Here is a 26,277-nt window from a genome sequence, read left to right on the forward strand (position 1 = left end):
TCAGGCTCCCGCCAAGGCGCGAAGCAGCGCCTCGCGGGGGCCTCGCGGCAGCGGCCGGCCGAGATGGCAGGCGTAAAGGTCGAGGTATCGGTTTGCCGCTGCGAGGGGCTCGGGAGCAGACGGCTGCGGAGCGGGCGCACTCGCCGCGAGCACCCCCAGGGCGAGGCGCTCCGCCTCGATCTCCGCGGCCTTGATCCTGTCCCGCAGCGGCTCCGTCGCGAGGCCGGGCAGGAGGGGCGCCTTCATGGCCCTGCGCACGGCCCTGAGCGGTGCGACCACGGCTGCGCGCCACGGTGCGACGGCGGCATCGGCCGACCGGACCGCTTCTGCATCGAGGGGGCGGCCGGTCTCCGCGCACCAGATCAGGTAGAGCACGAGGATCACGTCCGCCCCCGCCTTGTCCTGGAGGGCGAGGCAGGCCGGCGCGGCCCCCGGACGGCCGTAGAGGGCCAGGGCAAAGGCCCAGAGCGGGTGGTCGTCCATCACGCAACTCCGATCTCGGAAACGGGAACGACCGGCCAGGGGTGCCCCTGGCCGGTCGCGAGATCCGCCGCAGGTCCCGGTCTGCGGCGAAGGGAGCGCTCAGATGCGCTCGAGGTTGCCCCGCGTCTCCTCCGTCATGAAGGCGCCGACGAGGTAGACGGCGGTGACGGCGGTCGTGAAGATCGCGAGCATCATCGGGATCTGGCCGGGACCGTCGACCGCCAGCGACACCAGCGTCGGCAGCATGCCGCCCAGCGCGAAACCGACGTTCCAGGTCAGGCCGGTGCCGGTGGCGCGCAAAGCGGTCGGGAACTTCTCGTTGAGAAAGATCAAGAGCGGGCCGTAGCTCGCATTGGCGATGAGGGACAGGAGCATGACGTAGACCGTGAGGAGCGCGGTGTCCGTGGTCCGGGCCATGGCGAGGAAGAGTGCCGGGAAGGCCACCAGCCGCACCGCGCCCATGAGCAGGAAGCTCGACCGGCGTCCGATGCGCTGACTCAGCTCGCCGAGCGCGCAGGCGCCGAATGCGGCGGCGACGTTGGCGGCGATGAGCATCATCGACGCGGTCGCGTTCGGCACGCCGTTCACGAGCTTGAGGTAGGTCGGCAGGTAGCCGGAGGTGAGGTAGTAGGCCGCGCCACCGCCGAACGAGATCAGGGTCGAGACCAGGAAGGCCCGGATGTGCTCGGCCGAGAACAGGGCGCGCACCGGCGAGGCGACGACGGGCGCCCCGGCGCGGCGTGCCGACTTCTCGGCCTGGAGCTGCCGGAAGATCGGCGATTCCTCGAGGTTGCGGAACAGGATCAGGCCGATGGCCGAGGTCAGGAGCCCCGAGAAGAACATCGCCCGCCAGCCCCAGGAGGCGAAGGCCTCGCCGGGCGCGAGGAGGGAGATGACGTAGAAGACCAGCGAGGCCAGCAACCCGCCGATCGCCGCCCCGCCGCCGCCGACCGCGCCCGACATCAGGCCGCGCCAGCGCTCGGGGACGGATTCGGTGCCGATCGTGTGCGAGGCCGCGACCACGCCGCCGACGAAGATGCCCTGGATCAGGCGAAAGGCGAGGAAGATCGCCGTGGCGCCCCAGCCGATCTGGCCGACCGTGGGCAGGAGCCCGAAGGCCGCGGTCGAGATGCCGACCCCGACCACCGCGATCATCAGCGCGCGCCGCCGGCCGAGGCGGTCGGCGTAGGAGCCGAACAGGGCCGAGCCGAGGGGACGGATCAGCAGCGTGACGGCGAAGGACGCGTAGGCGCCCGCAAGCGACAGCATCGGCTTGTCGGCGGGGAAGAACAGCGTCCCGATGACGGGAGCGACGTAGAGCAGGATGAAGAGGTCGAACAGGTCGAGGCCCCATCCGAACAGCGAGGCCATCGCGGCGGTGGCGGTCTGGCGGGTCGTCGGCCTGGGCAAGGCCTCGGACACGGGAATCGTGGTGGCGGCGGACATCGGGTTTCCTCCTTCGGGCATGCGACCTCGTTGGCCCGGCCGGTGCGGCCGGGCCTTGCGATGGTCGTGAGGTCGGTTTCGGAATCGCCCGGCCGGTTCTTCGTGCTCGTTCTTGGCGCCGGCTCGGGCGGGCGGGGCTACGAGCCGCGGAAGCTCGGCTTGCGCTTGGCGTGGAAGGCCTCGACGCCCTCGCGGAAGTCGTCGGACTGGCGCAGGCGGCTGTAGCAGTGGCCTTCGAGCTCGATGGCGATCGAGAGGGTCGAGTCCTCGGTGTCGTTGAGGAGCTTCTTGGCCGTGCGCTGGGCGATGGGCGAGAAGCCGCGCAACTCCTCCACCAGCGCGTCGACGGCGGCTTCGAGTTCGCCGTCCGGCACGCACTCGGTGGCGATCCCCCAGTCCAGCGCCTGCCGGCCGGGAATGCGCTTCGAGCGCATCACGATGTCCTTGGTGCGGGTGATGCCGACGATCTTCTGCAGGCGGGCCGAGCCGCCGGAGCCCGGGATCTGGCCGAGCTTCTGCTCGGGAAGCGCGTACCGGCAGGTCTCCGAGACGATGCGGAAGTCGCAGGCGAGCGAGATCTCGAAGCCGACGCCGAACGTATAGCCGCGGTTGGCCGCGATCACCGGCTTGGAGCAGCGGGCCGGCGCGGCCATGTTCCAGGCGAGCTTGGACACGTGCTCGGGCGAGGCGTCGAGGAAGCCCTTGATGTAGCCGCCCGAGGAGAAGTGCTCACCCTCGGCGCGCAGCACGATCACGCGGACGCGGTCATCCTCGTCGAGGGCCTCGAATACCTTCCGGATCTGGTCGCGCTGGGGCATCTCGATCACGTTCATCGGCGGGCGGGCCAGGATGACGTCGGCGCGCTCACGGGCGGGATCGATCTCCACGCGAAAGCCGTCGAGGTTGGAAAGCCGGGGATCGCTGGTCATGGGGTCTCTCTTTCGTAGACCTTGGGTGCAAGGCCTTTGGGGGGAGGGAATTGCCTCAGGCGGCGGCGGAGGGGTCGCTCGCCGCCTCGGCCTCGGCCTCGTACGCGCCCGCGACGAGCTGGCGGCGCAGGAGCTTGCCGACCGGGGATTTCGGAATCTCGGCGACGAAGACGTAGGCGCGCGGGCGCTTGTGGCTCGGCAGTCCGGCCGCGCGGCAATGGGCGTCGAGGGCGGCTTCGTCGACGGGTGCACGGCGCTTGACGAAGGCGGCGACCACCTTCCCCCAGCGCGCGTCGGGCAGGCCGACCACGGCGATCTCCGAGACGGCCGGGTGCAGCGACAGGCAGCTCTCGATCTCGACCGGAGAGACGTTCTCCCCACCCGTGATGATCATGTCGTCGACCCGCCCGGTCACGAACACGTCGCCGTCGCCGTCCATGAAGCCGGTGTCGCCCGTGAAGTACCAGCCGTCGCGAAACGCCTTCGCGTCGGCCTCCGGGCGGCGCCAGTAGCCCTCGAAGGCCTCGTCGCCGCGCGCGATCACGGCGATCTCGCCCTCCTCGCCGGGGGCGGCGGCCGCATGCGGGTCGGTGGCCCCGAGCGGGACGATCCGCACCAGGGTGTTGAGGCCAGCCCGCCCCGCCGAGCCGGGCTTCACCGCGGCGTCCTGGTTGATCGTGAAGGTGTAGACCTCCGACGAGCCGTAATGGTTGACGAAGAGGTCCGGCCGGAACGCCTCGGTCAGCCGGCCGAGGAGGCCGTCCGTCATCGGCGCGCCCGCGAAGCCGAGCTTGCGCACCGACGACGTGTCGGTCCCGGCGAAGTCCGGATGGTGGACGAGGTCGTGGTAGAGGGTCGGCACGAGGTAGAGGTTCGTTACCCGCTCGGCCGCGATCAGGCGCAGCGCGCCCGCCACGTCGAAGCGCGGCAGGCACACGAAGGTGCCGCCGATGAGCGACATGGCGAGCAGCGAGCGCACCCCCATCGTGTGGTAGAGCGGCATGACGCCGAGGGTCCGCTCGCCGCGGCCATAGAGGTTCTGGGCCAGGTGGGCGAGGGCGGCGGCGCGCTCCGTGCGGTGGCGGCGCGGCACGCCCTTGGGCTTGGCCGTGGTGCCCGAGGTGTAGAGCATCAGAGAGACCGCCTCGGCATCGGCCCGCGGCGCGACCGGCTCGGCCGGCACGGCGGCGAGGTCGGCAAAGTGCGCCTCGCCGGGCTCGGGCTCCACGTCGACGACGATGCGCGAGCAGAGGCGAGCGGCGGCACTCGCCCGCACGCTCGCGGCCGAGACACCCTCGTAGGCGACCGCCTTCGCCTCCGCGTTCTCGACCACGAAGTCGATCTCGTCGGGGTTGGCCCGCCAGTTGACCGGCGTGAGCACGAGGCCGGCGAACTGGCAGGCCCAGTGGAGCGTCGCCGCTTCCAGGCGGTTCTGCAGCACCGTGACGAGGTGGTCGCCGGGCTGGAGGCCGAGCGCGTCGAGGGCCGCGACCACGGAGGAGATCAGCCGATACCACTCCGCGTAGGTGAGGCGGGTCTCCCCGTCGACGATGGCGATGCCCCGCGGGTCGCGGGACACGCTCGCCAGGAAGCTGGTGCCAAGGTCAAGCATAGGTCGGGGTCTCCTCGGTCGGTTCGCCGCGCAGCAGGGCGGCGGCCTCGACGGCCGCCGCGATGATCGGGGCGTAGCCGGTGCAGCGGCACAGATGCCCGCCGATCACGTCGGTGAGGTCGTCCCGCGTCGCGTGCGGGCGGTGCCGCAGGTAGGCGTCGAGCGACATCAGGATGCCGGCGGTGCAGAAGCCGCATTGCAGGGCGTGGTGGCGCCGGAAGGCCGCCTGGAGCACGCCGAGCCGGCCGGGTTCCGGCGCGAGCCCTTCGACGGTGCGCAGGTCGCAGCCCTCCACGGCGACGGCGAGCGTCAGGCAGGCGCGGGCGGGCATCCCGTCGATGGTGATCGTGCAGGCGCCGCAGGCACCGTGCTCGCAGCCGACATGGGTGCCGGTCATGCCGAGGCCGTGGCGGAGCGCGTCGGTGAGCAGCGTCCGCGGTTCGACCTCGACCCGGGCGGGGGCGCCGTTCAGCGTGAAGGCGACCTCGTGGCGTTGCGCTGCATTCAGCCTTGGCATCGGCGGGCCTCCTCTGCGGCCTGTTCGAGGACCCGGCGGCCGAGGCGGCGCACGAGGTCGCGGCGGTAGCGGGCGGTGGCGTGGAGGTCGTCCCCGGCGCCGAGGTCCCAGGCGAGGGCGTTGAGGGCGTCGTCGAGGGCGGCCCCGTCGAGGAGAGGCCAGTCGCGGGCGGTCGGCCGGTCGGCGACGCCACCCACCGCGAGGCGCATCCGCTGCCCGTCGACCACGCCCGCGCAGGCCACGATGGCGAAATCGCCGTGACGCCGGGCCATCTCCGCGAAGGCGTAGCCGGTGCCCGGCCTGCGCACGGGCAGGGCGATCGCCTCGACGAGTTCGTCGTCGGCCCGGTCGGTCACCATCATCCCGACGAAGAAGTCGTCGGCCCGCACCCGCCGCGCCCGCTTGGCGGAGCGCAGATGCACCTCGCCCTCGAGGGCGACGAGGCAGAGCGGGACCTCGGCGCTCGGGTCGGCATGGGCGACGGAGCCGCACAGGGTGCCCCGGGCCCGGGTCTGGACGTGGCCCACCAAGGGGAGGGCGGCGGCCAGCAGCGGTACCTCGTCGGCGAGGCCCGGCCGGTCGAGGAGCAGCGCCTGCCGCGTGCCCGCCGGGACGACGAGGGCGCCGTTCTCGCGGCGGGGCGCGCACAGCGTCTCGATCCGCATGAGGTCGACGAGCAGGGCGGGCTTCGTCAGCCGCATGTTCAGCATCGGCACGAGCGACTGGCCGCCCGCGACGATGCGGGCCTCGTCGCCGTGGCGGGTCAGCGCCTCCAGGGCCTCGTCGAGGCTCGCGGCGCGCAGGTAGTCGAAGCGGGCGGGCTTCATGCGGAGATTCCCAGGCGGGCGAGGAGCCGGCGCAGCAGGCCGGGCCGGGCCTCGCCGCCGGCACGGCGCGCGAGGGCGGAGAAGAAGCCGCCGATGATCACCCGGGCCGCCCCGTCGAGGAGCCGGCCGCCCACCGCCGCGACCTTGCCGCCGACGGAGGCCTCGTAGGCGTAGCCGATGCGCGTCCCGCCCCGGGCGTCCGGCGTCAGGGTGATCCGCCCGCTGCCGCCGCCGTTGCCGAGCGCCCCCGTCACGGTGCCCGACAACGTCGCGGCCCGGGGCGGATCGAGGTCCGAGAGCGTGATGTCGGCCTTGTAGCGGCCCTTCACGGGGCCGACGCCGAGGGTCACGTCGGCCCGGAAATGCGTGTCCGACAGCTTGCGCACGCCATGCGCGCCGGGGATCACCGAGGTCAGCACGGCGGGGTCGAGCAGCATTGCCCAGACCGCCTCCGGAGCCGCCGCCACCCGGGCCTCGCCCTCGCCGCGCATGGTCCGGTCGCCCGGGCGGGCGTGCGCCTGGGCGGCACGGCCCTGTGGTGGCGCCGGCTCGTCGCCGCGCGCGCTGAGCGCGGCGAGCTTGGCGGGCGTCAGCGGCAGGTCGATGGCGTCGATCCCGAGCGCGTCCGCCACCGCATTGGCGAGGCAGACCGGCGTCGACATGCAGTTGCCCTCGCCCACGCCCTTCGCTCCGAGGGGCGTGAAGGGGGAGGGGCTCTCAACGTGCAGGACGACGAGGTCGGGGATCTCGGTCGCGGTCGGCAGGAGGTAATCGGCGAAGGTGCCGGACAGGAAGGCGCCGTCCTCGCCGTAGGCGAGCTCCTCGTACACGGCAGCCCCGAGCGCCTGGGCGAAGCCGCCGCGCACCTGCCCCTCGACCATGCCGGGGTGGAGGATCCGGCCGCAATCGTGCATCGAGACGTAGCGGTCGATGACGAGCCTGCCCGTCGCCCGATCCACCTCCACGCCGCAGAAATCGAAGATGAAGCCGTGGCAGAGCGAGGAGTTGACGGCATCGCCCTCGTCGGGCGCGGTCAGCTCCGGCGGCGTCCAGAACGCCGTCTCGCGGATGACGGAGCCGGCCTCGTCGGGCACGAGGCCCGGCGACCAGTGGCTCGTCGCGGCGACGCGCGCGAAGGGCAGGGCGGCGTCCGGGTTCGTCCGCGAGGCCACGCGGCCGCCCGCGAAGACGAGGTCGTCGGCCCGCACGTTGATCTGGGCCGCCGCCACCAGGGCGAGCCGGTCGCGCAGGCGCGTGGCGGCCTGATGCGCCACACCGGCGACCGCGGCGGCGAAGCGGCTCGAATAGTTGCCCGAGGCGATCGACCACGCATCCTTGGCGGTGTCGAGATCCGCGGTCACCCGGACCTGATCGAGCGGGATGCCGAACACGTCGGCCACGACCTGGGCGAGAACGGTGCGATGGCCCTGGCCCTGCGGCACCGAGGCGACCTGCACGGTCACCGAGCCGACCGGATCGAGGGTGATCGTGGCGGTGGCCTGCGCGCCGTTCTTCGGCCCCGCCTTGGCGCGCTCCGCGGCGGTCAGCACCGTGGTGATGTAGCCCATGTTCGAGACGCTGGGCTCGACCGCGGCGGTGAAGCCGATGCCGTAGAGCCGGCCCTCGGCGCGGGCCGCCTCGCGGCGGCGGCGCAGAGCGTCGAGGCCGCCGTCGCGGACCGCCTCGCCGAGGGCGCGCTGGTAGTCGCCCGAATCGTACAATGCCCCGGTCGCGGTGCGGTACGGGAAGGCGTCCGCCGGGATCAGGTTCCTGCGGATCACGTCGAGCGGGTCGAGCCCGAGCGTCGCGGCGATGCGCTGCACGAGGCGCTCGAGAGGGTAGTAGACCTGCGGACCACCGAAGCCGCGCACGAGGCCGGTCGGCGTCTTGTTGGTGACGACCACCCGGTTGCGGATACGCACGTGCCGGATCGCGTAGGCGCCGGACATGTTGCCGTGCATCCGGTACAGGGTCGCCGGCTCCGGCGCGCGCAGGGTGGCGCCGCAATCCTCGACCTGGTCCCAGTCGAGGGCAGCGATGCGGCCCTCGCCGTCGAAGGCCGCCGTCAGGGTGGTGACGCGGTTCGTCGCCGAGACCGAGGCGGCGAGGTGCTCCATCCGGTCCTCGATCCACTTGACCGGGCGCCCGACCTTGCGGGCGGCGGCGCAGATCAGGACCGCGTAGGGGGCGACGCCCTGCTTCACGCCGAAGCTGCCGCCAGAATCCGGAGGCGTGCGCAGCCGCAGGCGGTTGCCCGGCACCTTGAGGGCGCGGGCCACCACGGCATGGATGCTGAAGGGGCCCTGGAAGTTTGCGAGGAGATCGTAGGAATCGTCGCTCGGGTCGTACTCGGCGACGACCCCGTAGGTCTCCATCGGCGAGCCGGTGTTCCGGGGGTAGCGGACCGTCACCGAGAGGGTGTGGGGGGCCTGCGCGAAGGCGGCCTCCGGGTCGCCGTATCGGAAGGCGCGGTCGCTGACGAGGTTGCGCCCGACGCCCTCGTGCAGGACGGGCGCGTCCTCGGCCAGCGCCGCCAGCGGATCGACCACCGCCGGCCGGGCGCGGTACTCGACCTCGATCAGGTCGCAGCCGTCCTCGGCGACGTAACGATCCTGCGCCACGACCACGGCGACCGGCTCGCCGACGTAGCGCACCCGGTCGACAGCGATCGCCCGTGCGTCCACGGCGGCGCGGAGCGCCGGGACGAGGGGACCGGCGACGTCGGCAAGATCGTGTCCGGTGAGCACCGCGACTACGCCCGGGAGCGCGCGGGCCGCTTCGGCGTCGGTGCCGAGGATGTCGGCGTGCGCGTGGGGGGAGCGCAGGATCGCCGCGTGCAGCGTACCGGGCTTGTGCCCGAGATCGTCGATGTAGCGTCCGCGTCCGGACAGCAGAGCGGCGTCCTCGACGCGCTCGACCGACTGCCCGATGAAACGGCTGTGCTCGATGCCCAATGCTCGCTTCCTCGTTCGAGGCTCTATGGAGGCCTCGTGGGTGCAAACTGCATCGACGCCGCCGCGGGACGTGAGACGCCCCCGTCTCACGACTTACCGAAACGTCTCAAAATCCACGGGCCGGCATCGCGTCGTCCGGGCGGGCTTACCGGTGCCAGGCTGCGACCCTCGCTGTCCCGGCGCACGGGACAGGCGAGGGTCGCAGCCCGTCCGGCGATGGGCGGATGTCGTGCGGGCGATGGGATGGTGTCGGCGCTTGAGCCGCGGCTGAAGGGATCAGGCCGCGAAGCCGGCCGAGCGGCGGACGATGCCGCGGAAGACGCTCGGGGGCACGCTGACGTGATCGCGGAAGAAGCGCGAAAAATGCGCGGGTGCCGCGAAGCCGAGCTTCGTGCCGAGATCCGAAAGGCTCTCGTCGCCCGCGACGATCGCCTCGACGGCGCGCTCGATCCGGATCGAGTTGAGGAAGACGTGCGGCGAGGCGCCGGTCGTCTGCTCGAACAGGCGGTAGAAATGGGCGCGCGACAGGCCGGCCTCGCGGGCCAGGGCTTCGGCGCTGAGGCCGAGCCCGTCCTCGCCGCGCATCCGGGCGATGGCCCGCTGCACGCGCCAGTCTCCCCGCGGGCGCCGCCCTGCTTCGCGCAGGGAGGTCCCGATCTCGCGCCACTTCGTGAACCGCTCGATCAGGGCGATCATCAGTCCAGGCAGCAGCTCGCCTCGGATGCGCGGCGAGCCCGGGGTGTAGACCATCTCAGCGGCGAGGTCCCGCACGAGACCGCGGATCGCCGCGGTGATCAGCCCGGCGGGCTCGTCGAAGAAGCCCGGTGCGGCGCTCGCCGACCAATTGTGCCGGAATGCCCCGAGCCACGCCGGCTCGATGTACAGCGCGAGGATCATCGACGGCTCGCGGCGCGGATCGTGGACGTAGGCGTGGGTCTCCCATGCGTTGACGAGGACCGCCTGGCTGTCGGTCAGGCTGACCACCCGGTCGCCGACCAGGAACTGCGTGTCGTCGCCCTCGACCTTCAGCAGCACGTGGCAGTGCGGATGGGCGTGGCGAACCAGCCCGCGATCCATGTCGAGCAGGGCAACCCGGCCGAAATCTCCGTACGCGATTTCGAGAGCATCAGACATGAGAAGAGCCTAGCACCCGGTACCGAACGCAACCAGCCGTGGCCATGCCCATCCTCGCTTCTACTTCTGTCGCCGGGATACCGCCACAGGGGCCGGGACGTCCGCGCCTGACCGCTTCAGCAGGTGATCCGTCGCCATCACGACCAGCGGGATGACCAGCGCCACGTAGGCATTGTCGATCCCGAATGGGTCGCGCGCCAGGAACCAGCCGATCGTCAGGACCAGGGACGCGACGATGCTGATGAATGCGGCCCGCGGCCGCTTGACGAGGGCGTGCAGTACGTTGGTGTAAATCACCGAGCGCATGCCGACGATGCCGACGTAGAACGTCGCCACTGCACCGGTCATGACGATCGCCGTGGTACGATCCGCCCCGAGCAGACCTGCCCGGAAGAAGCTGCCGCCCGCGTAGGTCGAGATCGCCATGATCTGCAGGGCGAAGATCATGATGACCGGAGTGGTGAGCTTGGTCGGACGTCCATAGGCGCGGGCCAGCGCGCCCGAGACGGTGTTCTCGCCGATCGTCTCGGAGCGACGGGCCAGGAAGAAGGCGTACAGCATGAAGCCGATGCCGAGGGCCACGATGGTCTAGGCCGCCGTGAGGCCGACCTTCACTGCGGTCTGCGTCGTGCCGACGCTCGCCACCGTGCCGATGAACTCGGACATGAGCAGGAAGCCGATCAGGATTGCCGGGTAACGCGCTCCTCCTAACGTGAAGCTGCCGGCGCTCCCGGCGTGACGGCGCGCGACGACGCTGATCAACCCCATCGCTGCCAAGCAGGCCATCGTGAGCGACAGCACGACCCAGTTCGGCAGCATGATGCCGCTGTCCGTCAGACGTCAGCGAATGTACGCAGGTCGCAGTAGTTGGGCATGATCCCTCCGGTTGTTCTTTCGGGCGACCGCGCGTGACGGCGTTCTTGTATGCAAAAATTCGGAATGATTGTGCGTGCAGAACAGTTATCAATCAAATAAAGAAAAATGATGCAGGTGATCATAAGCCATGATGGCTCCGGCTTCACACACATGGCCAGTCGGTGACCGTCGAGCCGTGGCGGGGGTGCGGAACCGTTGCTGATCATGAGACGATCAACGTGGATGGGGGATGCTGTCGCAGCGCCTGCGTGATTGGGACCATGTCAAGCATGTGCCGTCGGACCGGCTGCAGGGGGCGGGCCGGGATCGGTGGAAGCGTGCGCCGCAGCCCCGGCGCAGCTCGACTGCAACGACCCCGATGTCCCAGCAAGGCGGCAGCCGCCGCGAGAGTGACTGCGCAGCCCTTGGAAACGCCGCCCCCACATGCGCCCGGGCAGTCCGGACGACGGAAACGAGTTCGCCGCCCTGCCCGGCCTCGGCCGCGCGTACCTTCGAGCGCAGGTGCGCTCGCCTTCGCCATGCCAGCGTGACGCCCTAATCCCTTTCGTCGCAATTTCCGCTGAGTCCAAGGTCGGCAGCGTTCTACTCTTCCCCATAGCCATGACGATCTTGAAAATCATTAGCTTGGCGGTTGACGCTAAGGGCGCGCCCCTAATCTATATTGTGCGGTGCCTGACCACCGCGAACACGCTGTCGATGGGGTTTGTGTTCCGGTGATGGAATTCGTCGGCCTGCGAAAAGTCCGCTGTCAGGTGATGAGCCGCCGATCCAGCCGATTCCGTCGAAGGTCAGAAAGTGGCGCATGGATTGCGCTGAAGGGATGGGGATGGTTTGTACCTCATCCGATATTCATTCTTGGTGCTTGCATTCAACACTTCCGACAGCCCTTGTAGCATGGCTTGTGCTGGGTTGGATGGACACGGTGGCCCGGCCGTGCAGCATGCTTCTCGTACGCCCACTGAGGCCAGCCGACGTCGATCGACGTTGCAGGTATGGAGATCAAAGCTTGACCGACGCACCATCACATCGGTTCCATCCGCTGGACTCAGGCATCGTGCCGCGCTTCGCCGGCCCTGCAACCTTCATGCGGTTGCCTATCGCCGACCCCGGCGAGGTCGACATCGCCCTGGTCGGCGTTCCCTTCGACGGAGGAACCACGAACCGGACCGGCGCGCGACACGGTCCGCGCGAGATCCGCAACCAGTCTAGCCTCGTGCGCCGGGTCCACCACCTGACCGGGCTGTCGCCCTTCGACATCCTACGCGTCGCGGATTGTGGCGACGCGCCAGTCAATCCGCTCGACGCGGCAGAAAGCCTTGCTCTGATCGAGAACTACTTCCGCCAAATCCACGCGGGCGGCGCTCGTCCGCTGACAGTTGGCGGCGACCACCTCATCACGCTTCCGATCCTGCGCGGACTGCGATCCACGGCGCCACTCGGACTCATCCATTTCGACGCCCATTCCGATACCTACGACTCATTTTTCGGCAATCGCTACAACCACGGTACCCCGTTCCGGCGGGCAGTCGAGGAAGGGCTACTCGACCCGAAGCGGATGATCCAGATTGGCATTCGTGGGGCCGTTTCGGATGCCGCGAACTACGACTGGGCGCGGGCTGCCGGCATCCGCATAGTCTTCATGGAGGAGTTCATCTCCAGGGGGCCAGCTGACGTCATGGCGGAAGCCGGCGCCATCGTCGGCGACCGACCGACCTATGTTTCCTTCGACATCGACGGCATCGACCCCTCGATGGCGCCAGGAACAGGGACCCCTGAGATCGGAGGCTTCACGACGCGCGAGGCGCAGGCGCTCATCCGTCTGCTCGGCGGCATCAATATCGCCGGCGCCGACCTCGTGGAGGTTTCACCACCACTCGACCCGTCGGGCCTCACAGCCCTGACAGGGGCGACCATGCTGTTCGAAATCCTCTGCGCCATGGCTACGCGGGATCAAACACCAGCATATGGTTGTGGGTGTACCCCCGGCGCGGAAGGGTAAGGGGCCCCCAGGCTCCTGGTTGAAGGCGGCGAGAGTGCAGCCGCTTTCACCGATACACCATCGGGTCTGAGGTACCGGATCAGCGTCCGCGACTTTCTTTTCGGCTTTCACAGAACCGAACCGCCATCTGAGTTTGGCTCGGCGGCATCAGCAGACGTTTCCTGACTTGCTCCTCAACCCAGGAGCTTGTGATGCAGGAAACCTCAATCATTCCGCCCACCACGCGTGTTCCGTGGAACCGTGGCCGCATCATCGGACCGAAATCACCCCTGAAGCCCAAGCACATCTGGGCCTTGCGAACCCGCCTGCAACTCGCCAACCGCACGCGAGACCTTGCCCTCTTCAATATTTCCGTCGATAGCAAGCTGCGTGGGTGCGATCTTGTCCGCTTACCCGTAAGCGACGTTCATCTCGGTGATGCGGTGCGCCTTCGAGCGACCGTGTGCCAGCAGAAGACCGGAAGGCCGGTGCCCTTCGAGATCATCGAGCCGACACGCGAGGCACTCGCGGATTGGCTGACGTCGCGCAGCTTACGGGCGGGCGACGGGCTGTTTCCGAGCCGCTCTCGGCGCGGTCAACACCTCACGACGAGACACTACGGTCGGCTTGTTGACCAGTGGGTTGCCTTGATCGGCCTGGACCCGGCAGCCTACGGCACTCACAGCCTGAGGCGAACGAAGGTCGCGCTGGTCTACAAGCGCACTGGTAACATCCGTGCCTGTCAACTGCTGCTTGGCCATACCAAGCCGGAGAGCACGGTGCATTACCTCGGCAATGAAGTCGACGATACGCTGATCCTATTCGAGCAGACTGAGATATGATTCGGACGCCGCGGTCAGACTGACCGCGGCGTCTCAGGAGGAGATGTGCCTTCAGGATTCCGAATGACCCAAAGCGGCCCCTCGCAGGCTGTGTCATTAATGACCGGTTCTGAGTGCGTGCCAGCCGTTTGGTTTTCTTGACCCACCACACTGACGTTGACCATCACGCAGTGCTCTCACGTCGAACGCTTCGGCCATGAACGTCGCAATCCGGTTTGCGCTTGATGGCAGGGGGTGTCCCATTGGGCGCTCCTTCATGAGAAATACAGCGAAGTCCGGAAGTGCGTCCGGACTTCGCGCGATCGCTGGTCGTGGTCCCTTAGAGGAACCCGATCGAGAACCATGGCACGAAGGTGAGCACCAGGAGCCCGAGGAAGAGCGCGCCGAGATAGATCCAGATCCGCCGCATCCCGGCCTCGGGCGCCACCCCGCCGATGATGCAGGCGGCGTAGTAGCAGAGGCCGAAGGGCGGGGCGAACAGGCCGAGGCCCATCGCCAGGATCACGATCATGCTGTAGTGGACCTCGTGGATCCCGAACTGATGCGCGATCGGGAACAGCAGTGGGCCGAACAGCACGATCGCCGGGATGCCTTCGAGCAGGCTGCCGAGCACGATGAAGGCCACCACCGAGATCAGCAGGAACCCGGTCTTGCCCCCCGGCACCGCCGCCATCGCCCGGGCGAGGTCGTGCGAGAAGCCCGACTGGGTCAGCGCCCAGGCCATCGCGCTCGCAGCACCCACGATGAACAGGATCGCCCCCGACAGCGAGGCCGTCCGCGCCAGCATCGGGATCATCTCCCGCCACTTCAGCCCACCGCGATAGATCAGCAGTCCGAGCACCAGCGAGTAGGCGATGCCGATCGTCGAGACCTCGGTGGCGGTGGCTACACCCTCCACCACCGCGGTACGGATCAGGAACGGCAGCAGCAGGGCCGGCAGCGCGACCAGCAAGGTCTTGCCCACCACCGACATCGGCGCGCGCGGGATCGCGACCGCGTTCTCCTCGCGCCCGGCGCGGTAGCGGGCGACCACCGCCAGCACCAGGGCGAGCACCAGGGCCGGCAGGATCCCGGCGGTGAACAGGGCGGCGATCGACACGCCGGTGGCGGACGCGATGGCGATCAGCACGATCGAGGGCGGGATCGTCTCGCTCATCGCCCCCGAGGCAGCGAGGATCGACAGCAATTCGCCGTCCTTCATCCCGCGCTTACGCATCTCGGGGAACAGCACCGGGGCCACCGCCGCCATGTCGGCGGTCTTCGAGCCGGAGATGCCCGACACGAGCAGCATCGCGCCGAGCAGCACGTAGGACATCCCGGCCTTCACGTGGCCGAGCAGCGAGGCGAGGAACGCCACCATTACCCGGGCCATCCCGGTCGCGTCGACGAGCTGGCCGAGCAGCACGAAGAGCGGGATCGCGAGCAGGATCAGGCTGCTCATCCCCTCGTCCATCCGCCCGACCACCACGGTGAGCGGCGTCGAGGTGGTGGTGAGCAGGTAGGCCGAGGTGGCGAGCGCGAACGAGAACGCGATCGGCACGCCGGCCAGGATCCCGACCCCGAGCAGCCCGACGAAGAAGACCAAGAGCGCCCAGTTGCCCATCCCGGTCAGCACCGGCGCCCCGAGGGCGAGGAGCGTCACGAGTCCGAGCAGCACGGCGCCGACGCCGAGGAGGTCGGCCGGGCGGTGGCGGGCGAGGCGCAAGGCGCAGGCCAGCAGCGCCAGCACGAAGCCGACCGGCACCGCGAGCGCCCGCACGATGCCCGACCAGCCGAGTGCCGGCGTCTCCACGAAGGACTGGTCTTCGGTGTAGTCGTAGGCCGCGTGCATGAGGAGCGCCAGGAAGGCGAAGACCGTGCCGACCGCCAGCGCCTCGCACCAGGCCCGGGCCCGGGGCGACAGGCCGCCGACCACGAAGGTCAGCCGCATGTGCTCGCCCCGCTGCACCGCCACGACGCTGCCGAGCATCGCGAGCCAGAGGAACAGGATCGACGCGAGCTCGTCGCTCCAGATGATCGAGTGCCCGATTGCCCGCGAGACGATGCCGGCGAGCAGGATCACCGCCTCGGCCGCGACGAGGAGGGCCGCCGGCACCTCGACGGCGAGGCGCAAGGCCCGCTCGGCGGAGGAGAGCCAGTCGGCGGCAGGGGCGGCGGGCGGGGCGTGGGTCTGGGCGAGCGCGCTCATGCCAGGTCCCCGGTCACGGCCTCGAGCGCCTTCCACGCCTCGGGCCCGAACTTCTCCTTCCAGTCGCGGTAGAAATTGGCCTGGGTCAGGGCCTTGCGGAAGGCCGGCTTGTCGGCGGCCTCGAAGGTGAGGCCGCGGGCGGTGAGCTGCGCCTTCAGCGTGCCGGTCAGGCGCACGATGTCCTCGCGCTCCTCCATCGCGGCCCGGTCGAGCTCGCGCCGGACGACCTCCTGCAGCGCCTCCGGCAGCTTCCCGAAGGCGCGCCGGTTGGCCACGATCCAGAAGGGATCCCAGATATGGTTGGTCTCGGAGACGTATTTCTGGACCTCGTAGAGCTTGCCGGCCTCGATCGTCACCAGGCCGTTCTCCTCACCGTCGACCAGCCGGGTCTGCAGCGCGGTGTAGAGCTCGTTGAAGTTGATCGAGGTCGGGCTGGCGCCGAGCGCCGAGAACAGCGAGGTGAAGATTGGTGCCACCGGCACGCGAATGCGGTAGCCCTTGAGGTCGTCGGGCGTCTTGATCGGCTTGGCGTTCGAGGTAATCTGGCGAAAGCCGTTATCGGCGGCTTTCGCCGCGACGATCAGGCCGGCCTTCTCGATCTGGGTGCGGACATACTGGCCGACCGGCCCGTCGACCCCGCGCCAGACGTGGTCGTAGTCGGAGAAGGCGAAGCCGACATTGGTGATCGCCGCGCCCGAGGCCACGGTCGAGATCACCGAGCCGGCGATGTTCAGGAACTCGATCCCGCCGCTGCGCACCTGGGTGATCAGGTCGGTGTCGGAGCCGAGCTGGCTCGCCGGGAAGAACTTCAGCTCCATCCGCCCGCCGGAGGCCTCGCGGATGCGCTGGCAGGCCTGGTCGAGCCGGGCGTTGATCGGCTGCGTGAGCGACTGGCCGGTGGCGAGCTTGTAGTTGAACTCGGCGGCGCGTGCCGGGCCTGTCCGGATCGCGACGAGCGGCACGGCGGCGGCGCCGGCCAGGAACAGGCGGCGCGAGGGTCCGGATTCGGGCTTGGACGTCATGGGGTTCCTCCGGCGTGCCGGCATCCGCGGGGCTCGCGGTGCGGCATCGTTCAGGCCGAGACGGAGGAGGCGCGAGATTGGTGCTCGTCGTCCTCTCTATGCGGCACCCCTGTTCCGGAGTGTTCCGCCTCGCTGGGTGCCGACACTACGGAACGGCGTCCCTGTAGGACAATCCAGATTATTTGCGCATCCGTGAAGCGCCGCTAAACTGTCGGCATGTCGGTTCCGCTTCGCGCCATCACGGTCTTCCACGCCGTCGCCCGCTCCGGCAGCATCACCCGGGCCGCCGAGGATCTCGGCGTCACGCCCTCGGCGGTGAGCCAGCAGATCCAGGCGCTGGAGGTCAGCCTCGGCACCGCGCTCGTCGGCAAGGCCGGGCGCAACATCGTGCTGACGGAAGCCGGCGAGCGCTACTTCGAGATGATCGGGTCCGAGATCGACCGGATCATGGAGGCGACCCAGCGCATCCAGGGCTTCCGGTCGGTCACGACGCTGACCGTGCGGGCCACCCCGAGCCTGTCGACGAAGTGGCTGCTGCCGCGGCTCGCCGGCTTCATCACGGCCCATCCGGACATCGAGCTGCGCCTCGACGGCACCAACGAGCCGACCGCGTTCCAGAAGGAGAACGTCGACATCGAGATCCGCCACGGCACCGGCACCTGGCCCGGCCTGTTCGCCGAGGGACTGGTCGAGGAGAGCTTCCGGCCGGTCTGCGCCCCCACGCTTGCCGCGCCCGGCAGCCTCGCGGCGGCGGACCTGCCCCGGCACCTTCTGATCCACTCGGTGAAGTCGCAGGTGCAATGGCCGCACTGGTTCACCCGTGCCGGGATCGCCCCGGCGGCACGTTGGCGCCGCCTCCTGTTCGACCGGACGCACATGGCGATCGACGCCGCCGCCGGCGGGCTCGGCATCGCGCTCGAGAGCGACCTGATGCTGTGGGGCGACCTGCGGGCCGGGCGCCTGGCCTGCCCGCTCGCCTCGCCCCCGCAGATCACCCTCGTCACCCAATGGGTGACGTGCCCGCCCGACTACCTGCGCCACCGCAAGGTCCGGGTCTTCCTCGACTGGATCCGCCGCGAGCGGGACGCGTGGGCCATGGAGCGCGACGCCGCCAGCCTTTAGCGCCGCTTCACGATCGGCTTGGAAAACTGGATTGTCCTTCACGAAGCCGGCTTCTAGCTTTCCGGCCGTCGGATCCCGCCGGGCCGTTCGCGCCGCCGGGATCTCGCCGAGACCGACCCCGCTCGTCCCTTGAGGACCGGCGGCGAGAGCCGGTCGGCCCGAAGAGCCGGTTGGCCCAAGAAGAGACCCGCTGGAGGAAACCGATGAACCTGTCCACCCTGCTCCTCGCGCGCGCTGCGTCCGGCCGTCCGGTCCGCGTCGGCCTGATCGGCGCCGGCAAGTTCGGCTCGATGGTGCTGGCCCAGGCCCAGCGCATCGAGGGCATGCACGTCGTCGCCGTCGCCGACCTCGATGCCGGCCGCGCCCGCGCCTCGCTCGCCCGCGTCGACTGGCCCGAGGAGCGCTACGGCGCGACCTCGATCGGCGACGCCGTCAAGTCCGGGCGCACCTTCGTCACCGAGGATGCCGGGGCGCTCGCCGCCTGCGACGAGATCGAGTGCATCATCGAGGCGACCGGCCACCCGATCGCCGGCATCCGCCACGCCATCCAGGCGATCGACGCCCGCAAGCACGTCGTGATGGTCAACGTCGAGGCCGACGTGCTGTGCGGCCCGCTGCTCGCCGAGCGAGCGCGCCGCCAGGGCGTCGTCTACTCGATGGCCTACGGCGACCAGCCGGCGATCATCTGCGAGCTGGTCGACTGGGCCCGCTCCTGCGGCTTCGAGCTGACCTCGGCCGGCAAGGGCATGAACTTCGAGCCGCGCTACCGCTACTCCACCCCCGACACCGTCTGGGGCTTCTTCGGCTGGTCCGAGGAGGAGGTGCGGAAGGGCGACTTCAACCCTAAGATGTACAACTCGTTCACCGACGGCACCAAGGCGGCGATCGAGATGGCGGCGGTGGCCAACGGCACCGGTCTCGACTGCCCCGATGACGGCCTCGCCTTCCCGCCGACCGGCCTGCAGGACCTCGCCCGGGTGTTCCGCCCGGTCGCCGACGGCGGTCGCCTGCCGCGCTCGGGCCTTGTCGACATCGCGGCGAGCCAGGAGCCAGACGGGCGCGAGGTGTTCAACAACATCCGCTACGGCGTGTTCGTCACCTTCAAGGCAACGAGCGAGTACACCAGGGCCTGCTTCAAGCAGTACGGGCTCCTCACCGATCCGTCGGGCTGGTACGGCTCGATGTGGCGGCCGTTCCACATGATCGGGCTCGAGACCAGCGTCAGCGTGCTCTCGGCGGTGCTGCGCAACGAGCCGACCGGCTGCTCGAAGGAGTTCCGGGGTGACGCGGTCGCTACCGCCAAGCGCGACCTGAAGCCCGGCGAGATGCTCGACGGCGAGGGCGGCTACGCGGTGTGGGCCAACGCCATTCCGGCCGGCAAGAGTCTCGCGCTCAACGCCCTGCCGATCGGGCTCGCCCACAACGTCAAGCTCAAGCGCGCGGTCGCCCGCGACACGATCGTCAGCGTCGACGACGTCGAGCTCGTCGCCGACCTCGACGTGGTGGCCCTGCGCCGCCAGATGGAGGACACCACCCGGCAGATGGCGGCCCCGCAGGCGGCCTGATGCCGGACCGCGCCGGCCGGACGGTCCGGCCGGCACCCCGCGATCCTCATCCGGACGGGACACCGATGTCTTCCTCACGCCGCTTCGTGGTGATCGCCGAGTTCCGGGTGAAGCCCGGCTCGCTCGACGCCTTCCTCGCCCTCGCCCACGACGACGCCCGCTCATCCGTGGCCGACGAGCCGCGCTGCCGCGCCTTCGACGTCGCGGTGAGCGAGAGCGACCCGCTCACGGTGGTGTTCTACGAGGTCTACGACGACCGCGCCGCCTTCGACGCTCATCTCGAGACCCCGCACCTCGCCCGGTTCCGCGCCGGCTTCCCGGCCCTGATCGAGGAGGAGCGGCCGGTCCGCTTCCTCGCCCTCACCCTGTCCGGGGCGGAGCCCCGCTGATGGCTCCCCTGACGGTCGGCTTCCTCGGCACCGGCATCATGGGCGCTCCGATGGCGCGCCACCTCTGCCGGGCCGGCCACGCCGTGCGCGCCTGGAACCGCTCGCCAGCGAAGGCCGCCGTCCTCACGGAGGCGGGGGCGAGCCTCGCGGCCGATCTGGCCGACGCGGTCCGCGGCGCCAACGCGGTGATCTGCATGCTGAGCTCCGGCCCGGTCTGCGACGAGATCCTGCTCGGGCCCGGGGGCGCGCTCGCCGCGATGGCGCCCGGCAGCCTGCTGGTGGTGATGAGCTCGATTCCGGTCGAGACCGCGCAACGCCAAGCCGCCGCTGCTGAGGTGGCCGGTTTCCACTACGTCGATGCCCCGGTCTCGGGCGGCGAGCGGGGCGCCGTCGCCGGCACGCTCGCGATCATGGCCGGCGGCAGCTCGGAGGCGTTCGCGCGAGCCGAACCGCTGCTCGCCGTGATGGGCCGCCCGACCCATGTCGGGCCGGCGGGCTGCGGGCAGCTCGCCAAGCTCGCCAACCAGGCGATTGTCGCCTCCACGATCGTCACGGTGGCCGAGGCAATCACCTTCGTCGCCCGTGGCGGGGCCGATCCGGCCAAGGTCCGCGAGGCGCTGCTCGGCGGCTTCGCCGATTCGACGATCCTCAAGCAGCACGCCCTGCGGATGATAGAGCGCGATTTCGCGCCGGGCGGTCCGGCGAAGTATCAGGTCAAGGACACCGGAACGGCGCTCGCCCACGCGGCGACGCTCGGTCTGACGCTGCCCGTCCTGTCGCTCGTCGATCAGGTGTTTTCGGACATGGTCGCGCACGGCGACGGTGATCTCGACCACAGCGCCGTCCTACGCGAGCTTCACCGCCGCAACAGCCTGCCTCTTCCATAGGAGCGCCACGGGTTCCCTGTCGGGAAGCTGGCATGGATCGCTTCCTCCACCGTCGCCGCCGAGCAAGCGCCGAGCCTGCGCGCCGCCACATGCCGACAGATAGGATAGTAGCACACCGTACATTGACTTACTAAATTTTTGATGGCTCCCTTACCGGATACGGCGGCCCCGAAGAGCCGCCCGGCATCCCAGGGGAGGGTTCGTGGGCCGCTTCGCAGCGCAGCAGGAAGCTCGTCCGCCGATGCCCCGGCGACCGCCTGCGGGCTTGGGCTGATCGCGATGCCGCTCGCCCCCGCCGTCTCGGCCCTCCTCGCGCAGGCTGCCGCCGCCGGCCGTCCGGCGCTCTCCGCCGGCACGCCGGACGACGCCCGCGGGCTTCTCGCCGCCGGCCGCGCGGCCCTCGGGCAGGGCCCGGATCTTGACCGCATCGAGGATCTCGCCGTCCAGACCCGGGCAGGTCCTCTGCCGGCCCGGCTCTACGTGCCGGGTCCTGCGCCGGCCGGCCTCGTGCTCTACCTGCATGGCGGCGGATGGGTGCTCGGCACCATCGAGGACTACGATGCCTTCGCGCGGCTCCTCGCCCGCCGCAGCGGCCTCGCCGTTCTGCTGCCCGAGTACCGGCTGGCTCCGGAGCATCCCTTCCCCTGCGGCCTCGAGGACGCCATCGATTGCCTCGACTGGGCGAACCGGCGGGCTGCCGACCTCGTCGGTCCGGGTCTCGACCTCGTCGTCGCCGGGGACAGCGCCGGTGCCAACCTCGCCACCGTGGCCGCCGCCGAACGGATCGGTCGTGTGCCCCTCGCCCGACAGGTGCTCGTCTACCCCGTCGCCGACTGCGACGTCGACCGGCCCTCCTACCTCGACCCGGAGAATGCCGGCCTCATCACGCGCCGCGACATGCTCTGGTTCTTCGACCACTACGCCGGCGCCGGGAACCCTGCCGATCCGCGGGTCTCGCCGCTGCGCCGGGCGAGCCTCGCGGGACTGCCGCCGACCCATGTCGCGACGGCGGAGTACGACGTGCTGCGCGACGAGGGCGAGGCCTACGCGCACCGTCTGGCGCAGGCCGGCATCGCGACCACGCTGACGCGCCACGCGGGCTTGCCGCACGGCTTCGTGCGTCTGTTCAACCTCGTGCCGGAGGCCGACCGGGCGGTGGCGGAGATCGCCGATGCCGTCGCCGGTCGTACGGCCGGTCGCCGACCGACATCCGCAACGACATCGCAAGGAGAGGCCCCATGAAGGCTTGGGCCGTCGTCCGTCACGAAGCACCGCTCGCCTGCATCGAGGTGCGCGATCCGGAAGCTTCCGGCACCGAGGTCGTACTGGAGGTCGAGCGGTGCGGCGTCTGCCATTCCGACCTGCATTTCTGGCACGGCGTCTACGATATGGGCGGCGGAAGGGTCCTGCGTCTGGCCGATCGCGGAGTGACCCTCCCGCGGGCGCCGGGTCACGAGATCGTCGCCCGCGTGGCCGCCGTCGGTCCCGATGCCGTGGGTGTCGCCGTCGGCGAATCCCGCATCGTCTACCCGTGGATCGGGTGCGGACACTGCCCACGCTGCCTGGCCGAGGAGGACAACCTCTGCCTGGCGCAGCGCAGCCTCGGCGTCGTGCAGGATGGCGGCTTCGCCGAGCGGGTGAAGGTGCCGCATCCGCGCTACCTCGTCGATTACGGGGATCTCGACCCGTCGTTCGCCGCGACCTGCGCCTGCTCCGGGCTCACGGTCTATTCCGCGATCGGCAAGATCATGCCGCTCGCCCCGGACGCGCCGGTGCTGCTGGTCGGGGCCGGCGGCCTCGGGCTCGCGGCCATCGCCATGCTGCGGGCGCTCGGACATCGCCGCATCGTCTCCGCCGATCTCGGGCCGACGAAGCGCGAGGCAGCGCTCGCGGCCGGCGCCACGGCCGTCATCGACCCCGCCGGGCCCGACGTGGTCCGCCGGATCCACGAGGCCGCGGGCGGACCCGTCGCCGCGGCGATCGACTTCGTCAACGCGTCCGGGACCGCACGCTTCGCCTTCGACAGCCTCGACAAGGGCGGCCGCCTCGTCCTCGTCGGCGTGGCCGGCGGCGAGATGACCCTGTCGCTCGCCGGGATGATCTTCCGGGCGCAGTCGGTCGTCGGCAACAACACGGGCTCGCTCAAAGAGCTCCGCGCGGTCGTGGCGCTCGCCCGCGAGGGCCGCCTCACGCCGGCCCCGATCCGGGAATTTCCGAGGGACGCCGCCAACGACGCGCTGCGCGCGCTCGAGCGCGGGGAGATCACCGGGCGGGCCGTTCTGGTCGGCTGAAGGCGGGCGGCGAATCCGGGTGAGACCGGATCGCCAGAGAGGCGGAGGATCGGATGGGACGCGGCAGCACGCCCTTCGGCAGGGCTTGGTTGGGGGGCTTCATCGGGATCGTCGGTGCCGTGCTCGCGTCACCTGCGGCGGCCCAGGAGTCGTCGACGATCGAGCCGCTGAAGATCGGGCTTCTGTCCGACATGTCCGGGATCGTCGCCGACCTCTCGGGTCCGGGCTCGGTCGCCGCGGCCCGCCTGGCAATCGAGGATCACGGCAAGGTGCTCGGCCGCCCGGTCGTGCTGCTCACCGGCGACCACCTCAACAAGCCCGATGTCGGGCTGCCCATCGCCCGCCAATGGTACGACGAGGGCGTGCGGGCGATCTTCGACGTGGGCATCACGAGTGTCGCCCTCGGCGTCCAGAAGCTGGCGAGGGAGAAGGACCGCATCGTCGTGTTCGGCTCGACCGCGTCGGCCGACATCACCGGGACCGCCTGCTCGCCCAACGGCATCCACTGGACCTACAACAGCTACTCGCAGTCGCGCGGCGTCGTGCGCGCGCTCGCCGCCGAGAACGCCAAGAGCTGGTACTTCCTCACCGTCGACTATGCCTACGGCAAGCAGGTCCAGCGCGACACGACCGCCATGGTCGAGGCGCAGGGCGGACGGGTCCTCGGCGCGGTCGCGCACCCGTTCGAGACCCGGGACTTCTCCTCGTTCCTGCTCCAGGCCCAGGCCTCGAAGGCGGAGGTGGTGGGGCTCGCGACGACGACCAGCCACGCTGCCAACCTCATCAAGCAGGCCGACGAGTTCGGCATCCGCGACGGCGGCCAGAAGCTTGCCCCCCTGAGCCTGACGCTCCACGACGTGAAGGGGCTCGGCCTGAAGGCGGCGCAGGGACTTCTCGTCACCGAGGCCTATTACTGGGACCAGAACGACGAGACCCGCGCCTTCGCGACCCGCTACAAGGCCAGGGTCGGCAAGATGCCCAACATGATCCAGGCCGGGATGTACGGCGCGGTGCTGCACTACCTGAAGGCTGTGAACCGGGCCGGCACCGACGACACCGCCAAGGTCGTCGCCGCCATGCGGGCCATGCCGATCAACGACTTCATGACCAAGGACGGCGGCATCCGCGAGGACGGGCGCGTCATGCGCGACCAGTACGTCCTACGGGTGAAGGCGCCGGCCGAGTCGAAGGGAGAGTGGGACCTCTACTCCGTGGTCGAGCGGCTGCCGCCCGACGTGGCCTTCGCCCCGGCCGATCCGAAGGCCTGCCCGCTGGTCAAAGGATGACGGTGCGGTGACCGGCCCGCAACGTCGCCGGCGGGGCCGCGGCATCGCCCCGTCCGGGCGATCCGGGGCCGGTGACCGATCCCGCGGCCTGGCCGGCCGCGCATCACGGCCGACGGAGCCTGACGATGGAGGCAGGAATGGAAGGGGACAAGGCAGCGGTCCGGCGGGTCGACGGACCGGGGGAGAGCCTCGACGTCGTCATCGTGGGCGCGGGTTTCGCCGGGCTCTACATGCTCCACCGGGTCCGCGCGCTCGGGCTGAGCGTCCGCGTCTACGAGGCGGGCTCCGACGTCGGCGGCACCTGGTACTGGAACCGCTATCCCGGCGCGCGCTGCGACGTCGAGAGCATGCAGTACTCCTACTCGTTCGACGAGGCGCTGCAGCAGGACTGGCGCTGGAGCGAGAGGTTCGCCGGCCAGCCGGAGATCCTGGCCTATGCCAACCACGTCGCCGACCGCTTCGACCTGCGCCGCGACATCGCCTTCGACACGAGAATCGAGGCCGCGCACTGGGACGAGGCCGCATCCTCCTGGCGCCTCTCGCTGCCCGCGGGACGGCGGGCCGCCGCCCGCTTCCTCGTCCTGGCGACCGGCTGCCTCTCGGCCGCCAAGATGCCGGAGATCCCGGGGCTCGGCAGCTTCGCCGGCCCGGTCTACCATACGGGAACCTGGCCGCGCGACCCGGTGGACTTCGCGGGCAAGCGGGTCGCGGTGATCGGCACCGGTTCGTCGGGGATCCAGGCGATCCCGGTGCTGGCCGAGGAGGCGTCGCACCTGACCGTCTACCAGCGCACGCCGAACTACTCGCTGCCCGCCGGCAACGGCCCGATGACGGCAGAGTACGAGGCGGGCTGGAAACGCGACTACGTCGAGCGGCGGCGCCTCGCCCGCACCACCAAGTCCGGTACGATCTACGAGTTCGGCACCCGCTCGGCGCTCGCCGTCGACGCCGAGGAGCGATCGCGCGAATATGCGGCGCGCTGGGCGAAGGGCGGCGCCAATTTCATGCACGCCTTCAACGACCTGGCCTTGAGCCAAGAGGCCAACGACACGGCCGCCGAGTTCGTGCGCGAGCGCATCGCCGGCCTGGTGGAAGATCCGCGCAAGGCCGCGATCCTCTCGCCCCGCGACTATCCGATCGGCACGAAGCGCATCTGCCTCGACACCCGCTACTTCGAGACCTTCAACAGGGATGATGTCGACCTCGTCGACCTGCGTGCCGACCCGATCGAGGCGATCACGCCACGGGGCGTGCGCACGCGCTCGGGCGAACGCGCCTTCGACGCGCTGGTGCTGGCGACGGGCTTCGACGCCATGACCGGCGCGCTGCTGGCCATCGACCTCACGGGCCGCGACGGCGAGCGCCTGGCCGACAAATGGGCGGCGGGACCGCGCAACCATCTCGGCCTGATGCCGGCGGGCTTTCCGAACCTGTTCACGATCACCGGACCCGGGAGCCCCTCGGTGCTGTCGAACGTAATCGTTTCGATCGAGCAGCACGTCGAGTGGATCGCCGGCTGCCTCGGCTACCTCAAGGATCACGGCTACGCGGTGATCGCGAGCGAGCGCGACGCCGAGGACGCCTGGGTCGCGCACGTGAACGAGGTGGCGCATCGGACGCTCTACCCGCGCGCGGCCTCCTGGTACATGGGCGCGAACGTGCCCGGAAAGCCGCGGGTGTTCATGCCCTATATCGGCGGCGTCGGTGCCTACCGCGAGCATTGTGCGACGGTCGCAGCCAAGGGCTACGAGGGCTTCACGCTGGAGCATGGGATCGGACGATACGGCAACCCGACACCCTGATGCGGTGGCGAGCCGACATCCTCGACGGGCGAGAGGGCAGGACGGCGAGGGAGGATATTCGGGCTCCGATACGGTGTCCGCTTGGTCTGTCCCGAATTCAATCAAGCGCGGGATCGATCGAGGGCGG

At 70.1% G+C, this 26,277-nt stretch carries 22 protein-coding genes and 1 pseudogene; 10 read left to right on the forward strand and 13 right to left on the reverse strand.

Going from position 1 to position 26,277, the window contains the following annotated elements; all coding sequences use genetic code 11:
* The 11 genes and pseudogenes from G4G93_RS09165 to G4G93_RS35825 form a co-directional block, all read right to left on the reverse strand.
* Entirely contained in the window at positions 1-483 is a 483-nt protein-coding gene (locus G4G93_RS09165) for a TIGR02444 family protein (RefSeq protein WP_165083345.1), read from the reverse strand.
* Between the two features lie 99 nt (positions 484-582).
* Entirely contained in the window at positions 583-1,929 is a 1,347-nt protein-coding gene (locus G4G93_RS09170; protein WP_165083347.1) for an MFS transporter, read from the reverse strand.
* Positions 1,930-2,066: 137 nt separating this feature from the next.
* The gene (locus G4G93_RS09175) at positions 2,067-2,858 is read right to left on the reverse strand and encodes an enoyl-CoA hydratase/isomerase family protein (RefSeq protein ID WP_165083349.1); all 792 of its coding nucleotides are present in this window, start codon (positions 2,856-2,858) and stop codon (positions 2,067-2,069) included.
* Between the two features lie 55 nt (positions 2,859-2,913).
* Positions 2,914-4,470 (reverse strand): AMP-binding protein, encoded by a 1,557-nt coding sequence (locus G4G93_RS09180; RefSeq protein WP_165083351.1) that lies wholly within the window; start codon positions 4,468-4,470, stop codon positions 2,914-2,916.
* On the reverse strand, positions 4,463-4,987 hold the full coding sequence (locus tag G4G93_RS09185) for a (2Fe-2S)-binding protein (RefSeq protein ID WP_165083353.1): 525 nt from the start codon (positions 4,985-4,987) through the stop codon (positions 4,463-4,465). Before G4G93_RS09185 ends, G4G93_RS09180 begins: the two co-directional genes overlap by 8 nt.
* Positions 4,975-5,814 carry a xanthine dehydrogenase family protein subunit M gene (locus G4G93_RS09190; protein ID WP_165083355.1) on the reverse strand — a complete coding sequence of 280 codons (840 nt, stop codon included), beginning with the start codon at positions 5,812-5,814 and terminating at the stop codon, positions 4,975-4,977. Before G4G93_RS09190 ends, G4G93_RS09185 begins: the two co-directional genes overlap by 13 nt.
* Positions 5,811-8,768 (reverse strand): molybdopterin cofactor-binding domain-containing protein, encoded by a 2,958-nt coding sequence (locus G4G93_RS09195; protein WP_165083357.1) that lies wholly within the window; start codon positions 8,766-8,768, stop codon positions 5,811-5,813. Before G4G93_RS09195 ends, G4G93_RS09190 begins: the two co-directional genes overlap by 4 nt.
* A gap of 276 nt (positions 8,769-9,044) precedes the next feature.
* Positions 9,045-9,902 (reverse strand): AraC family transcriptional regulator, encoded by an 858-nt coding sequence (locus G4G93_RS09200; RefSeq protein ID WP_165083359.1) that lies wholly within the window; start codon positions 9,900-9,902, stop codon positions 9,045-9,047.
* A gap of 60 nt (positions 9,903-9,962) precedes the next feature.
* Positions 9,963-10,484 (reverse strand): sodium:solute symporter family transporter, encoded by a 522-nt coding sequence (locus G4G93_RS09205; RefSeq protein ID WP_312891833.1) that lies wholly within the window; start codon positions 10,482-10,484, stop codon positions 9,963-9,965.
* 6 nt (positions 10,485-10,490) lie between these two features.
* On the reverse strand, positions 10,491-10,721 hold the full coding sequence (locus G4G93_RS35820) for a hypothetical protein (protein WP_246736638.1): 231 nt from the start codon (positions 10,719-10,721) through the stop codon (positions 10,491-10,493).
* A 641-nt stretch (positions 10,722-11,362) separates the two neighbouring features.
* A pseudogene (locus tag G4G93_RS35825) lies at positions 11,363-11,491 on the reverse strand (IS256 family transposase); the annotation flags it as partial.
* 371 nt (positions 11,492-11,862) lie between these two features.
* Here G4G93_RS35825 and speB point away from each other — a divergent pair.
* Entirely contained in the window at positions 11,863-12,777 is a 915-nt protein-coding gene (gene speB, locus G4G93_RS09210) for an agmatinase (protein ID WP_246736660.1), read from the forward strand.
* Positions 12,778-12,968: 191 nt separating this feature from the next.
* Complete coding sequence (locus tag G4G93_RS09215; RefSeq protein WP_165083363.1) at positions 12,969-13,598, forward strand: tyrosine-type recombinase/integrase; 630 nt, start codon at positions 12,969-12,971, stop codon at positions 13,596-13,598.
* 319 nt (positions 13,599-13,917) lie between these two features.
* Here the strand turns inward: G4G93_RS09215 and G4G93_RS09220 are convergent, their stop codons facing one another.
* Together G4G93_RS09220 and G4G93_RS09225 are read right to left on the reverse strand one after the other, a co-directional pair.
* Positions 13,918-15,786, reverse strand: a complete 1,869-nt coding sequence (locus tag G4G93_RS09220; RefSeq protein ID WP_165083365.1) for a TRAP transporter large permease subunit — start codon at positions 15,784-15,786, stop codon at positions 13,918-13,920.
* Entirely contained in the window at positions 15,783-16,808 is a 1,026-nt protein-coding gene (locus tag G4G93_RS09225; protein WP_165083367.1) for a TRAP transporter substrate-binding protein, read from the reverse strand. Before G4G93_RS09225 ends, G4G93_RS09220 begins: the two co-directional genes overlap by 4 nt.
* A gap of 216 nt (positions 16,809-17,024) precedes the next feature.
* Here G4G93_RS09225 and G4G93_RS09230 point away from each other — a divergent pair, with 216 nt between their 5' ends.
* From G4G93_RS09230 to G4G93_RS09265, 8 genes are all read left to right on the forward strand, one after another.
* On the forward strand, positions 17,025-17,930 hold the full coding sequence (locus tag G4G93_RS09230) for a LysR substrate-binding domain-containing protein (RefSeq protein ID WP_165083369.1): 906 nt from the start codon (positions 17,025-17,027) through the stop codon (positions 17,928-17,930).
* Between the two features lie 203 nt (positions 17,931-18,133).
* Positions 18,134-19,495 (forward strand): NAD(P)H-dependent oxidoreductase, encoded by a 1,362-nt coding sequence (locus tag G4G93_RS09235; RefSeq protein ID WP_165083371.1) that lies wholly within the window; start codon positions 18,134-18,136, stop codon positions 19,493-19,495.
* A gap of 65 nt (positions 19,496-19,560) precedes the next feature.
* Positions 19,561-19,884: a putative quinol monooxygenase gene (locus tag G4G93_RS09240; RefSeq protein ID WP_165083373.1), complete on the forward strand. Its 324-nt coding sequence runs from the start codon at positions 19,561-19,563 to the stop codon at positions 19,882-19,884.
* Positions 19,884-20,771, forward strand: coding sequence for an NAD(P)-dependent oxidoreductase (locus G4G93_RS09245; RefSeq protein WP_206289646.1), 888 nt, complete (start codon positions 19,884-19,886; stop codon positions 20,769-20,771). The genes G4G93_RS09240 and G4G93_RS09245 overlap by 1 nt, the downstream gene beginning before the upstream one ends.
* 279 nt (positions 20,772-21,050) lie before the next feature.
* Positions 21,051-22,013, forward strand: a complete 963-nt coding sequence (locus G4G93_RS09250; protein ID WP_165083375.1) for an alpha/beta hydrolase — start codon at positions 21,051-21,053, stop codon at positions 22,011-22,013.
* Positions 22,010-23,062 (forward strand): alcohol dehydrogenase, encoded by a 1,053-nt coding sequence (locus tag G4G93_RS09255; RefSeq protein ID WP_165083377.1) that lies wholly within the window; start codon positions 22,010-22,012, stop codon positions 23,060-23,062. Before G4G93_RS09250 ends, G4G93_RS09255 begins: the two co-directional genes overlap by 4 nt.
* A 119-nt stretch (positions 23,063-23,181) precedes the next feature.
* Positions 23,182-24,348 carry an ABC transporter substrate-binding protein gene (locus tag G4G93_RS09260; RefSeq protein ID WP_312891836.1) on the forward strand — a complete coding sequence of 389 codons (1,167 nt, stop codon included), beginning with the start codon at positions 23,182-23,184 and terminating at the stop codon, positions 24,346-24,348.
* 137 nt (positions 24,349-24,485) lie between these two features.
* The gene (locus tag G4G93_RS09265) at positions 24,486-26,150 is read left to right on the forward strand and encodes an NAD(P)/FAD-dependent oxidoreductase (RefSeq protein WP_165083381.1); all 1,665 of its coding nucleotides are present in this window, start codon (positions 24,486-24,488) and stop codon (positions 26,148-26,150) included.
* Positions 26,151-26,277: the final 127 nt, after the last annotated feature.

It is taken from the genome of Methylobacterium sp. DB0501, from assembly GCF_011043735.1.
Classification (GTDB): domain Bacteria; phylum Pseudomonadota; class Alphaproteobacteria; order Rhizobiales; family Beijerinckiaceae; genus Methylobacterium; species Methylobacterium alsaeris.